General features: G+C 69.8%; 15 protein-coding genes. 8 read left to right on the forward strand and 7 right to left on the reverse strand.

What is annotated here, in order from left to right:
• Positions 1-72 precede the first annotated feature (72 nt).
• From pknB to AC07FT_RS00405, 3 genes are all read left to right on the forward strand, one after another.
• A complete protein-coding gene (gene pknB / locus AC07FT_RS00395) occupies positions 73-2,019 on the forward strand; it encodes a Stk1 family PASTA domain-containing Ser/Thr kinase (RefSeq protein ID WP_479172795.1) in 1,947 nt (648 codons plus the stop codon).
• A gap of 58 nt (positions 2,020-2,077) precedes the next feature.
• On the forward strand, positions 2,078-2,977 hold the full coding sequence (locus AC07FT_RS00400; RefSeq protein WP_479172796.1) for a deoxyribonuclease IV: 900 nt from the start codon (positions 2,078-2,080) through the stop codon (positions 2,975-2,977).
• A gap of 107 nt (positions 2,978-3,084) precedes the next feature.
• On the forward strand, positions 3,085-3,543 hold the full coding sequence (locus tag AC07FT_RS00405) for a DUF4396 domain-containing protein (RefSeq protein ID WP_479172798.1): 459 nt from the start codon (positions 3,085-3,087) through the stop codon (positions 3,541-3,543).
• Positions 3,544-3,558: 15 nt separating this feature from the next.
• Here the strand turns inward: AC07FT_RS00405 and AC07FT_RS00410 are convergent, their stop codons facing one another.
• Positions 3,559-4,191: a sulfite oxidase-like oxidoreductase gene (locus AC07FT_RS00410; RefSeq protein WP_254743183.1), complete on the reverse strand. Its 633-nt coding sequence runs from the start codon at positions 4,189-4,191 to the stop codon at positions 3,559-3,561.
• Positions 4,192-4,340: 149 nt separating this feature from the next.
• On the opposite strand from AC07FT_RS00410, the gene bfr reads away from it, so the two are divergent.
• Positions 4,341-4,820: a bacterioferritin gene (gene bfr / locus AC07FT_RS00415; RefSeq protein ID WP_254743185.1), complete on the forward strand. Its 480-nt coding sequence runs from the start codon at positions 4,341-4,343 to the stop codon at positions 4,818-4,820.
• 10 nt (positions 4,821-4,830) lie between these two features.
• On the opposite strand, the gene AC07FT_RS00420 is transcribed toward bfr, so the two are convergent.
• The 3 genes from AC07FT_RS00420 to AC07FT_RS00430 form a co-directional block, all read right to left on the reverse strand.
• On the reverse strand, positions 4,831-5,082 hold the full coding sequence (locus AC07FT_RS00420; protein WP_432039730.1) for a (2Fe-2S)-binding protein: 252 nt from the start codon (positions 5,080-5,082) through the stop codon (positions 4,831-4,833).
• A gap of 166 nt (positions 5,083-5,248) precedes the next feature.
• Entirely contained in the window at positions 5,249-6,598 is a 1,350-nt protein-coding gene (locus AC07FT_RS00425) for a class II 3-deoxy-7-phosphoheptulonate synthase (RefSeq protein ID WP_431776033.1), read from the reverse strand.
• Between the two features lie 65 nt (positions 6,599-6,663).
• On the reverse strand, positions 6,664-7,068 hold the full coding sequence (locus AC07FT_RS00430) for an ATP-binding protein (protein ID WP_479172801.1): 405 nt from the start codon (positions 7,066-7,068) through the stop codon (positions 6,664-6,666).
• A gap of 73 nt (positions 7,069-7,141) precedes the next feature.
• On the opposite strand from AC07FT_RS00430, the gene AC07FT_RS00435 reads away from it, so the two are divergent.
• Both AC07FT_RS00435 and AC07FT_RS00440 read left to right on the forward strand, forming a co-directional pair.
• Complete coding sequence (locus AC07FT_RS00435) at positions 7,142-7,960, forward strand: helix-turn-helix domain-containing protein (protein ID WP_479172803.1); 819 nt, start codon at positions 7,142-7,144, stop codon at positions 7,958-7,960.
• Complete coding sequence (locus AC07FT_RS00440) at positions 7,950-8,153, forward strand: DUF397 domain-containing protein (RefSeq protein WP_479172805.1); 204 nt, start codon at positions 7,950-7,952, stop codon at positions 8,151-8,153. Before AC07FT_RS00435 ends, AC07FT_RS00440 begins: the two co-directional genes overlap by 11 nt.
• Here the strand turns inward: AC07FT_RS00440 and AC07FT_RS00445 are convergent, their stop codons facing one another.
• Positions 8,154-8,498 carry an LppU/SCO3897 family protein gene (locus AC07FT_RS00445; protein ID WP_479172807.1) on the reverse strand — a complete coding sequence of 115 codons (345 nt, stop codon included), beginning with the start codon at positions 8,496-8,498 and terminating at the stop codon, positions 8,154-8,156.
• A gap of 228 nt (positions 8,499-8,726) precedes the next feature.
• Between AC07FT_RS00445 and AC07FT_RS00450 the strand changes: the two genes are divergently transcribed.
• Together AC07FT_RS00450 and AC07FT_RS00455 are read left to right on the forward strand one after the other, a co-directional pair.
• A complete protein-coding gene (locus AC07FT_RS00450) occupies positions 8,727-8,783 on the forward strand; it encodes a trp operon leader peptide (protein ID WP_176187470.1) in 57 nt (18 codons plus the stop codon).
• A gap of 96 nt (positions 8,784-8,879) precedes the next feature.
• Positions 8,880-10,823 carry an anthranilate synthase family protein gene (locus AC07FT_RS00455; RefSeq protein ID WP_479172809.1) on the forward strand — a complete coding sequence of 648 codons (1,944 nt, stop codon included), beginning with the start codon at positions 8,880-8,882 and terminating at the stop codon, positions 10,821-10,823.
• Between the two features lie 14 nt (positions 10,824-10,837).
• Here AC07FT_RS00455 and AC07FT_RS00460 read toward each other — a convergent pair whose 3' ends face one another.
• Positions 10,838-11,416 (reverse strand): hypothetical protein, encoded by a 579-nt coding sequence (locus AC07FT_RS00460; protein WP_479172811.1) that lies wholly within the window; start codon positions 11,414-11,416, stop codon positions 10,838-10,840.
• A gap of 121 nt (positions 11,417-11,537) precedes the next feature.
• Positions 11,538-12,566 carry a 6-phosphofructokinase gene (locus AC07FT_RS00465; protein ID WP_471195690.1) on the reverse strand — a complete coding sequence of 343 codons (1,029 nt, stop codon included), beginning with the start codon at positions 12,564-12,566 and terminating at the stop codon, positions 11,538-11,540.
• Positions 12,567-12,602 lie beyond the last annotated feature (36 nt).

The following is a 12,602-nucleotide window of genomic DNA, read 5'->3' on the forward strand; positions in this document are numbered from 1 at the left end:
TCGGCTTCAAACCGGGCCCCACCCCAGGTGGGCGTGATGACCGCCCCGGGACGGTCCGTAAACTGCTCTCTCGTGGATACGACGCTCCAGGACCCCCTTGTCGGGCAGGTGCTCGACGGCCGCTACCGCGTGGAGGCCCGCATCGCCGTGGGCGGGATGGCGACGGTCTACCGCGCCGTCGACACCCGGCTCGACCGTGTCATCGCCCTGAAGGTGATGCACCAGAGCCTCGCCACCGACGCCGCCTTCGTCGAGCGCTTCATCCGCGAGGCGAAATCCGTCGCCAGACTCGCGCACTCCAACGTGGTCGGCGTGTACGACCAGGGCACCGACGGTGTGCACGTCTACCTGGCGATGGAGTACGTCGCGGGCTGCACGCTGCGCGACGTACTGCGCGAGCGCGGGGCCCTCCAGCCGCGCGCCGCGCTCGACATCCTGGAGCCGGTGCTCGCCGCGCTCGGCGCGGCCCACCGGGCCGGATTCGTCCACCGCGACATGAAGCCCGAGAACGTGCTGATCGGGGACGACGGCCGGGTCAAGGTCGCCGACTTCGGCCTGGTGCGGGCGGTGGACACCAACACCAGCGCCTCCACCGGCAGCGTCCTGGGCACCGTCTCCTACCTCGCGCCCGAGCAGATAGAGAACGGCACCGCCGATCCGCGGGCCGATGTCTACGCCTGTGGCGTGGTGCTCTACGAGATGCTGACCGGCTCCAAGCCGCACGGCGGCAGCACCCCGGCCCAGATCCTCTACCAGCACCTCAACGAGGACGTCCCGCCGCCGTCCGTACTCGCTCCCGAGGTGGCGTCCGAGCTGGACGCCCTGGTGGCCTCCGCCACCGCGCGCGAGATCGCGCTGCGCCCCGCCGACGCCGTCGCGCTGCTCGGCCAGGCCCGCTCGGCCCGTGCCGCACTGACCAATGCCCAGCTCGACGCGGTTCCGCCGGAGGCCAGGGACGCGGGCGGGGACAGCGGTGCGGAGAACCGTACGACGGTGATCCCGCGGCCCGCCGCCGGAGCGGCCGATCAGGACCAGCTCCACCGCACCAGCCGGCTGGACCTGCCGCAGGACCCGCCCGGGCGGCGCGGACGCGGCAGCCGGGGCAACCGCGGCGGCCGGGGAGGCGGGCGGATGCCGCGGCGCGGGATCGTGACGATCGTCGCCGCGGTGCTGCTGGCCCTCGGGATCGGCGCCGGGGTCTGGTACATCAACTCCGGTCAGTTCACCAAGGTCCCGCCGGTGCTGAAGATGAGCCGGTCGGCGGCCGAGAAGAAGCTGGACGGCGCCGGTCTGGAGGTGAAGGTCGTCACCGAGTACAGCGATGTGGTCGACCGGAACCACGTCATCAGCACCAAGCCCGGCGTGGGCGCGCGCATCCGTGACAACGGCACCGTGACGATCACCGTCTCCGCGGGCCCGGAGCGGGCCGAGGTGCCCAATGTGGTCGGCACCCGTCTCTCCGAGGCGAAGAAGAAGATCGCCGACCAGGGGCTCTCGGTGGGCCGGATCACCAAGCGGTTCAGCGACGAGACACCGCAGGGGACCGTGCTGTCCACCAGCCCTCGTGAGGGCTCCGTACGCCGCCCGAACACCCCGGTGGCGATCGTGGTCAGCAACGGGCCCGAGATCGACATCCCGGATGTCGTCGGCGACACGATCGGCGACGCCACCTCCGCGCTGGAGGACGAGGGCTTCAAGGTGAAGCTCGCCAAGCAGCGGGTCTTCTCCGACGAGGACAAGAGCGCCGTCGCCCGGCAGAGCCCCGGGAGCGACGCGACGGGCGCCAAGGGCGACACCGTGACCCTGACGCTCTCCAAGGGCCAGCAGATGATCGAGGTGCCGGACGTCGAGGGCATGAGCATCGACGACGCCACCACCGAGCTGGAGGACGCGGGCTTCGAGGTCGACGTCGACAAGCCGCTGTTCGCCGGGGACACGATCAAGGACCAGTCGGTGGACGGCGGGGACAAGGCGCCCAAGGGCAGCACCATCACCATCGAGGTGGAGGGCGTCTTCTAAACACCCCCGCCGACAGCACCCACGGCGCCCGGGACCCCGGCGGTCCCGGGCGTCCGTCATGCCTGGGACCCTTGGACCCGTGAGTACGCACCGCACCCGCAACCCCGTCGGCGGCCATATCCGCGTCGCGGGCGGACTGGCCACCGTCGGCCTCGCCCACGCCCGGGACATCGGCGCGGAGACCGTCCAGGTCTTCGTCGCCAATCCGCGCGGCTGGGCCACCCCGACCGGCACCCCCGCCCAGGACGAGGCGTTCCGCTCCGGCTGCGCCGAGGGGTCGATACCGGCCTACGTCCATGCCCCGTACCTGATCAACTTCGGCTCGCACACCGAGGCCACCGCCGAGCGTTCGGTGGACTCCCTGCGCCATTCACTGCGCCGCGGACGGGAGATCGGGGCGCGGGGCGTCGTGGTCCACACCGGTTCGGCCACCGGCGGACGGGAGCGCGGCACGGCGCTCGCCCAGGTGCGGGAGCGGATGCTGCCGCTGCTGGACGAGCTGACACACGACGACGACCCATGGCTGCTGCTGGAGCCCACCGCCGGACAGGGCACCTCGCTGTGTGCGCTGGTGGAGGACCTCGGACCGTATTTCGAGGTGCTGGACCGGCATCCGCGGCTGGGCGTCTGCCTGGACACCTGCCATGTCTTCGCCGCGGGCCATGACCTCGCCGCCACGGGCGGGATGAAGCAGACCCTGGACGAGCTGGTGGCGGTCACCGGGCCGGGGCGGCTGAGGCTGATCCACGCCAATGACTCCAAGGACGTGGTCGGCGCCCACAAGGACCGGCACGCCAACATCGGTGCCGGGCACATCGGCGCGGAGCCGTTCCGCGAGCTGTTCGGCCATCCGGCGACGGAGGGGGTGCCACTGGTGATCGAGACCCCCGGCGGTACGGAGGGGCATGCGGCGGACGTGGCGCGGCTGAAGGAGCTCCGGGACGGCGGGCCGGTGTGAGAGTGGCGCGAGCGAGGGTGAGCCTTCCCCGGGAATACCCCCCCGGGGTATAGCGTTCCCCGAGGCGACGGACCACCACCGGTCACTCGCTCCCCAGGAGGATCCCGATGGAACACCACGGCGCACCCGCCGCGACGGGCTGGCCCACCGCCGTACGGGCCACCCTGCACTGCCTCACCGGCTGCGCCATCGGCGAGATCCTGGGCATGGCCATCGGCACCGCCCTCGCCTGGCACGACGTCCCGACCATGGCGCTGGCGATCGTGCTGGCGTTCACCTTCGGCTACGCGCTCACCGTCTGGGGCGTGCTGCGGTCCGGACTGGGACCGCGCGCGGCGGTACGGGTGGCACTGGCCGCCGACACCGTCTCCATCGCGGTGATGGAACTGGCCGACAACGGCACGATCCTGCTCTTCCCGGGTGCGATGGAGGCGACCCTGTCGGACGCGCTGTTCTGGCTCAGTCTGGCCCTGTCGTTCGCGGTCGCGTTCCTGGTGACCACACCGGTGAACAAGTGGATGATCGCGCGCGGCAAGGGGCACGCCGTGGCGCACCGGCACCACTGAGCCTTCCGCCGGCCCTCAGAGCTCGGGCCCGTCGCCCAGTTCCTCCTGGTAGGAGTAGCGCTGCTCCTTCCAGGGGTCGCCGAGGTTGTGGTACCCCCGCTCCTCCCAGAAACCCCGGCGGTCGGCCCTCATGTATTCCACGCCCCGGACCCATTTGGGCCCTTTCCACGCGTAGAGATGGGGAACGACCAGACGCGCCGGAAATCCATGCTCGGCCGTCAGCAGTTCGCCGTCCTTGTGTGTGGCGAAAATCGATGTCGAGGCGGTGAAGTCCGACAACCGCATATTCGAGCTGAAGCCGTATTCCGCCCACACCATCACATGAGTGACATCCGGTGCGGGCGGCGCCAGATCCACGATCGCCGCCGTCGAGACCCCGCCCCATTCGGCGCCCAGCATGCTGAATTTGGTGACGCAGTGGAGGTCGGCCACGACCGTCGAGTACGGCAGCGCCGAGAACTCCTCATGCGTCCAGCAGTGCTTCTCGCCGTCCGCCGTCGCACCGAAGACGCGGAACTCCCAGCGCTCCGGCCTGAACTTCGGCACCGGCCCGTAGTGCGTAACCGGCCAACCGCGTTGCAGTCGCTGACCCGGAGGCAGCTGCGCGAGCTCCCCCTCGCGGCTTTCCGACTGACCCATGGACTCCATGGTCTCAGACCGCCGGGGGTGGTCGTGACCAGGGGATCATCCGCAGGGGCAACTCGCACTAAGCGTGCACTTACTGGACGCCCCACCAGCGACGATGCGACGATGCGCGCATCTGGCATTCCCCGTACTGATGGGAAGGAGCCCCTTCGATGCAGGGCGACCCCGAGGTCCTTGAGTTCCTGAACGAGCAGCTGACCGGTGAGCTGACCGCGATCAATCAGTACTTCCTGCACTCGAAGATGCAGGACAACTTTGGCTGGACCCGGCTCGCCAAATACACCCGGTCCGAGTCGTTCGACGAGATGAAGCACGCCGAGATCATCACCGACCGGATCCTGCTCCTCGACGGTCTCCCCAATTACCAGCGGATGTTCCACGTCCGGGTGGGCCAGACCGTCACCGAGATGTTCCAGGCCGACCGTCAGGTGGAGGTCGAGGCCATCGACCGGCTCAAGCGGGGCATCGAGCTGATGCGCAGCAAGGGCGACATCACCTCGGCCAACATCTTCGAGGACATCCTCGCCGACGAGGAGGAGCACATCGACTACCTCGACACCCAGCTCGGGCTGATCGAGAAGCTCGGTGAGGCGCTCTACATCGCCCAGCAGATCGAGCAGCCGGGCGACTGATCCCCTGGACTCAGGCGGCCTCGGCCGCGGGCAGCTCCACGACGGACACCTCAGCGGCCGCCGGGGTCAGCACCACCGGATCGAGGTTCTCCCGCCGCGGGCAGGAACCACGCCCCAGCAATGCCTGGATCTTGCGGACACAGGAGCCACAGTCGGTGCCCGCCTTGCAGGCGCCGGCGATCTGGCGTGGTGTGCAAGCACCCGTATCCGCGTGCTCGCGCACCTGCTTCTCGGTGATACCGAAGCATGAGCAGACGTACACGCGAACTCTCCAGCGTTGACCAGCATGATCAGTGAGGTAACCCTTACCTTACCTGTCATGGCCGGACCTCACAACGCCGAGGGGCACGGATCCATGTGATCCGTGCCCCATTCACGTTCTCAGCGATCTTGCGGTGCCCTCATGGGCCCCGCCGACCTCACAGGACTCACTGGTCCCGGTACATCTCCGCCACCAGGAACGCCAGGTCCAGCGACTGGCTGCGGTTCAGCCGCGGGTCGCAGGCCGTCTCGTAGCGCTGGTGCAGATCGTCGACGAAGATCTCGTCGCCGCCGCCCACGCACTCCGTGACGTCGTCACCGGTCAGCTCCACGTGGATACCGCCCGGGTGGGTGCCCAGCTCCTTGTGGACCTCGAAGAAGCCCTTGACCTCGTCCAGCACATCGTCGAAGCGACGGGTCTTGTGCCCGGAGGCCGCCTCGAAGGTGTTGCCGTGCATCGGGTCGCAGACCCACACGACCTGCGCCCCGGACGCGGTCACCTTCTCCACCAGGTTGGGGAGCTTGTCGCGGACCTTGTCCGCGCCCATCCGCGTGATGAAGGTCAGCCGGCCCGGCTCGCGGTCCGGGTCGATCCGGTCGATCAGCGTCAGCGCCTCTTCCGGCGTGGTCGTCGGGCCCAGCTTCACGCCCACCGGGTTGCGGATCCTGGACGCGAACTCGATGTGCGCCCCGTCCAGCTGCCGGGTGCGCTCACCGATCCACACCATGTGCCCGGACACGTCGTACAGGTCACCGGTCCGCGAGTCGGTACGCGTCAGCGCCGACTCGTAGTCCAGGACCAGCGCCTCGTGCGAGGCGAAGAACTCCACCGTCTTGAACTCCTCCGGGTCCACCCCGCAGGCGTTCATGAAGTTCAGCGCCCGGTCGATCTCGCGCGCCAGCGCCTCGTAGCGCTGACCCGACGGCGACGACTTCACGAAGTCCTGGTTCCAGGCGTGCACCTGGCGCAGGTCCGCGTAGCCACCGGTGGTGAAGGCGCGCACCAGGTTCAGCGTCGAGGCCGACGCCTGGTACATGCGCTTGAGGCGCTGCGGATCGGGGATCCGCGCCGCCTCGGTGAACTCGAAGCCGTTGACCGAGTCACCCCGGTAGGTGGGCAGGGTCACCCCGTCCCGGGTCTCGGTCGGCTTCGAGCGCGGCTTGCTGTACTGCCCGGCGATCCGGCCGACCTTCACCACCGGGACGGACCCGGCGTAGGTCAGCACGGCGCCCATCTGAAGGAGCGTCTTCAGCTTGTTGCGGATCTGGTCGGCGCCCACGGCGTCGAACGCCTCGGCGCAGTCCCCGCCCTGGAGGAGGAACGCCTCACCCCGCGCCACGGCCCCCAGGCGGTGCCGCAGCGCGTCGCACTCGCCCGCGAAGACGAGCGGCGGATAGGACTCGAGCTCAGCGATCACATCGCGCAGAGCCGCTTGGTCCGGCCAGTCAGGCTGCTGCGCCGCGGGAAGAGACTGCCAGGTGTTGCCACCGGCGTGGGTTTCAGCGTTCACGGTCACGCCGCCAAGGTTACGGGGTCGCTGCGGTGGTCCATTCCGGCGCCCACTGGGTGAGACACCTTCCGTCACGCCTTGAGTTCGAACCAGACCGTCTTCCCGGTGCGGGCCGGGGTCCGGTCGACGCCCCAGGCGTCCGTGATCAGGTCCACCAGGTCCAGCCCCCGCCCGTTCTCCTCCCACGGCCCGGCCGTCCGCCTCGCCGGTAACGGCGGCCAGTTGTCCCCCACCTCGACCCTCAGCCGCCCCTCCTCCGCGATCAGCAGCACGGTGCACGAGCGGTCCGGCACGTGCCGGACCACATTGGCGAGGAGCTCACTGACAGCGAGCTCGGCCACCTCGGCGATGTGAGGCATCTCCCACATCAGGGCATAGGTGCGGACGATCCGGCGGATGTGCCGGACGGCGTGCGGGGACATGGCGGCCAGGGTGAGGTGGTACTGCGGCGGGGGGTACGCGATGTCTTTGTTCACGCCACAAGGGTGGATCCGGTCGATTACGCTCGGCTACGCCGTGAATACAACGGGCAGGTAGTTGGGGGCCGTCATGCCGAACATCCGAAAGCTGGACCCGACCACGTCACCAATGCACCACCTCGGCGCGGAGCTGCGCCGGTACCGGGAGGCGGCCGGTCTCACGCAGGACCAGCTGGGCGGGAAGGTGTACTGCACGGGGTCGCTGATCGGTCAGTACGAGACGGCCCGGAAGATCCCGACTCATGACTTCGCCATGCGGCTGGATACGACGCTGGACACGGGCGGGGCGCTCCTGCGGCTGCTCCAGATGGCACTGCGCCACCAAGTGCCGCTCCAGGCCAAGGGAATCGCCGATCTGGAGTCCGATGCCACCCAGGCGTACTTCTTCGAGCCATCAGTAGTGCACGGACTTCTCCAAACCAGGGACTACGCACGCGAGGTGCTCGGCGTCCTCGACAAGGACGACCTTGATGCTCGGCTGGAGAACCGGTTGGATCGCCAACTCATCCTGGAACGACAGAACCCGGGGCTGATCTGGGTGGTTCTCGGTGAGGCGGCGTTGCACCAGATCGTCGGTGACCGGGCGATCATGCGAAGCCAACTGGTCCACCTGTTGGACTTCCGAGATCACACTTCGGTGCACCTCCAAGTGCTGCCATTCACTGCTGGTGCGCACGCCGGATTCTTAGGCGCGTTCAGCCTGTTCCGCTTCCGGAACGGCCCTGACCTGGCCTATAACGAGGACTACGAAGTCGGCCACTTGACCGCCAATCCACAGGACGTCACCGCCCGCACCCTCCGATACGCTCACCTCCAGGCCGCCGCACTGTCCATCCAGGACTCGGCCAACCTGATCGCTCGCGTGATGGAGGACCGCTATGGACAATGACGCTGTTTCGATAGCCGCGCGGTGGCGCAAGTCCAGCTACAGCGCCGACCAGGGCCAGTGCGTCGAGGTCACGGAGGCCTCCAACCACCGGGTGGCCGTGCGGGATTCCAAGAATCCGCACGGGCCCACCCTGCTGGTCTCCGCCACCGCCTTCGCCGACTTCGTCTCCGCGGCGGCGGCCCGCACGCTCTGACTAACCGGCCACCTTCTCCATGCAGAGCGTGTACTGCGCCCGGCCCTTCCGCGTGACCTGGTACGTGCTCAGGCCCGGCTCGCACTCGTGGTCCAGCGGCCAGTGCTCCTTGACCTTGTAGTCGGCCGCCGCACCACCGCAGTCGACCTTCTTCAGGTCCGGGTCGCTCTCGGTGCCCTTGTTCTGCACGCAGTCGCCCTCGTCGATGGTCTGGGCAGCCACCTTCCGCTGCTGGTCCGGGCCGGTGGTGTTGCCGCGGCTGTTGTAGTACCAGACACCCGCGATGATCAGGGCCAGCGGGATCGCGATGATCCGGACCTTGGTCTGACGGCTGAGTGTGGACATGGCGAGATTCCCCCGTTGCGATGGCGAGTTCCGCACATCAATTCGATGTGCGGCCCTGAAAGTTAGCCCGCCCCGCCGACAGCGCAAAACGCGGTCCGGGGCGGCCATCCCGCATAAGAACGACGATCTCGGGACATCCCGGGGCCGCTGATCACCGCGCCGTGAAGGTTCTCTCACCGAACCGTGACACCCGCGACCGCTCATGACCGCTCGTGTAGGGTTTCCGCCATGCACGCGCGACAGAACATGAACTGGTGGTGGACCGCTCATCCGGCGGCCCACTGATCGCGCGTACATCCAGACACCACGCGAAGGCCGCCCGAGGGGCGGCCTTCGGCGTTGACGCGGGCCGTTCCTCCTTCCGGGAAGGAACACCCCGCCATGCGGAACGACACACACGACACGCACCCCGCGGCGCACGACGTCATCGCGCGGCTGCTCTCCGCCGACTCCCCGTTCGCCCTGATCCACCGCCGTACCCCCGGGCATGACCAGGACACCGTGGAGGTGCTGACCGGGCCGGTGAGCGAGGTGGAGCGGCTGACCGACATCCCGCTTCCGGCCGGTGCCCCCGAGGGCGGTACGGCGGTGGCGGACGCGCTGGCACTGGTGCCGTTCCGGCAGATCCGGGAGCGGGGGTTCGACGTACGGGACGACGGCACCCCGCTGGCCGTGCTGCGGCCGGAGGAGCGCTACGCGCTGCCGCTCGCCGAGGTGCTGGAGGCGCTGCCCGCGCACCGGGTGGATGTCGAGGGCGGGGCCTTCGACATGGACGACGACGCGTACGCGCGGACCGTACGGCGGGTGATCGCGGAGGAGATCGGCTCCGGCGAGGGCGCCAACTTCGTGATCCGGCGGACCTTCCGGGGGCAGATCCCGGACTTCGGGAGTACCGACGCGCTCGCGCTCTTCCGACGGCTGCTGGCGGGTGAGCGGGGCGCGTACTGGACGTACGTGGTGCGGCTGGCGGACGGGCGGACGCTGGTGGGGGCCAGCCCCGAGGTGCACGTACGGATGTCCGGGGGGACGGTCGTGATGAACCCGATCAGCGGGACCTACCGCTACCCGGCCGGCGGGGCCGACGCCGACGGGCTGCTGGCCTTCCTCCACGACCGCAAGGAGGTGGAGGAGCTGTCCATGGTGGTGGACGAGGAGCTGAAGATGATGTGCACCGTCGGCGACCGGGGCGGTGTGGTGGTCGGCCCCCGGCTGCGGGAGATGGCGCACCTGGCGCACACCGAGTACGAGCTGCGCGGCCGGTCCTCGCTGGACGTGCGGGAGGTGCTGCGGGAGACGATGTTCGCGGCGACGGTCACCGGGTCGCCGGTGCAGAACGCCTGCCGGGTGATCGAGCGCCACGAGCCCGGGGGCCGGGGCTACTACGCGGGGGCGCTGGCCCTCATCGGGCGGGACGGCGGCGGGGCGCAGACGCTGGACTCACCGATCCTGATCAGGACCGCCGACATCGACGGGTCGGGGGCGCTGGGGGTCGCGGTCGGCGCGACGCTGGTGCGGCACTCGGACCCCCGGGGCGAGGTGGCGGAGACCCACGCCAAGGCCGCGGGTGTGCTGAGCGCGCTGGGGGTGCTGCCGCGGCCGGAGGGGCGGGACGAGGCGCCCGCGGGGCCCCGGCTGGCCGACGATCCCCGGGTGCGGGCGGCGCTGGACGCGCGGCGGGCCGACCTGGCGCCGTTCTGGCTGCGGATGCGGACGGAGGACACCGCGGAGGGCGGGGTGCCGGGACACGCCCTGGTGATCGACGGCGAGGACACCTTCACCGCGATGCTCGCCCATCTGCTGCGGACGGCCGGGCTGACGGTGACGGTGCGGCGGTACGACGAGCCGGGCGTACGGGAGGCCGCGCTCGCGCACGAGGGGCCGGTGGTGCTGGGTCCCGGGCCGGGCCATCCGGGTGACACCGCCGATCCGAAGATGCGGTTCCTGCGGGGGCTGACGGCGGAGCTGGTGGCGGGGCACCGGCACGGGCTGCTGGGGGTGTGCCTGGGACATGAACTGATCGCGGCCGAGCTGGGGTTGGAGATCGCGCGGAAGGACGTGCCGTTCCAGGGGGCGCAGGAGCGGATCGGCTTCTTCGGGCGCGAGGAGACGGTGGGCTTCTACAACACGTTCACGGCGCGCTGCGACGAGACGGTGGAGACGGAGCTGGCGATGCACCGGGTGGAGCTGAGCCGCGACGCGGTGAGCGGCGATGTGTTCGCGCTGCGCGGGCCGGGGTTCGCGGGCGTGCAGTTCCACCCGGAGTCGGTGCTGACGATGGACGGGGTGGGGATGGTCGCGGAGCTGCTGGCGGCGGTGCGGGTGTGATCGCCGGGCGGCGGTCAGGCGGACCGGGCGACGGTCAGGGTCCAGCGGACCGTGGCGGGGGCTTTGACGACGACGGACCGGAGGGTCTCGGTGTCGGGCCCGTGCCCGCCCTCTCCCATGAAACTGACCTCACCGGCCTGGCAAGGACCCTCCTGCTCCGGGCTGAAGGGCTCGACGGCGATGGAGATGGTTCCCTCGCCCTGGCAGTTCAGCTGCCATGTCACGCCCTTGAGAGCCACCGGCTTCACCTCGATCGTCCGGCTCCCCTTCACCGGGCCGACGCCGACCAGGACCTCTTCGGCGTCGGCGAGCTTCGGTGGCCCGGTGATGCTGAGGTCCTCTTCGCCGAACCCGCCAGAGTCATCGGCGGGCCGGTCCGAGTCGTCCGTCGCGGATGGCGGCTCGGGCTCCGGCGGGGTCAGCTCCTCGGCCGGTGAGGACGACGGGGACGGCGAGGTGGTGGACGACGCGCTCTTCTCCGGTGGCGGCGTGGCGGACTCCTCCGTGCCGTCTCCGCCGCCGCAGCCGGTCAGTGCCAGGGCGAGCAGACCGGCCGACGCCGTCAGGGACCGCCGGTACGTGGGACGTGACATACGCATGACGTCAACGAATCACGTCCCACGGACAACATGGGCCTCTCGGAGCGCCTCGGCCCCACAGTGCTCACCTCCTGTGAACACTGCGGTGACGGGCGGCCGGTGACCGGTCCCGGCCTCAGCCGAAGAAGACCCCGGCCTCCTTGTACAGCGACGGATCCACCGTCTTCAGCCGGGCCGTCGCGTCGGCCAGCGGGACACGCACGATGTCGGTGCCGCGCAGGGCGACCATCGTGCCGAAGTCCTCGTCCCGCACGGCGTCGATCGCGTGCAGTCCGAACCGGGTGGCGAGCCAGCGGTCGAACGCGCTGGGGGTGCCGCCGCGCTGCACATGGCCGAGGACCGTCGTACGGGCCTCCTTGCCCGTACGGCGCTCGATCTCCTTGGCCAGCCACTCCCCGATACCGGAGAGCCGGACATGTCCGAAGGAGTCGAGCGTGTCGTCCTTCAGCACGGCGTCGCCCCCCTTCGGCATGGCGCCCTCCGCGACGACCACGATCGGTGCGTAGCGGATCTTGAAGCGGGACTCGACCCAGCCGCAGACCTGGTCGACGTCGAAGCGCTGTTCGGGGATGAGGATGGCGTTGGCACCGCCCGCGAGACCGGAGTGCAGGGCGATCCAGCCCGCGTGGCGGCCCATCACCTCGACGACGAGGACCCGCATATGGGACTCGGCCGTGGTGTGCAGCCGGTCGATCGCCTCGGTGGCGATGTTGACGGCGGTGTCGAAGCCGAAGGTGTAGTCCGTGGCGGAGAGGTCGTTGTCGATGGTCTTGGGGACGCCGACGCAGCGGATGCCGTACTCGCCGGAGAGCCGGGCGGCGACGCCGAGGGTGTCCTCGCCGCCGATCGCGATCAGCGCGTCGACCTCCCGCTTGGCGAGGGTGTCCTTGACCCGGCGGATGCCGTCCTCGCTCTTGAGCGGGTTGGTGCGGGACGAGCCGAGGACGGTGCCGCCGCGTGGCAGGATCCCGCGCACCGCGCGGATGTCGAGGGGGACGGTGTCGTTCTCGAGAGGGCCGCGCCAGCCGTCCCGGAAGCCGGTGAAGTCATAGCCGTATTCCTGGACGCCCTTGCGGACGACGGCGCGGATGACCGCGTTGAGCCCGGGGCAGTCACCGCCGCCGGTCAGCACTCCGACCCGCATCGCTTCTTCCCTTCTCCCGTGGAGAACCCGTGGTCG

Source organism: Streptomyces sp. NPDC045899, assembly GCF_056431485.1.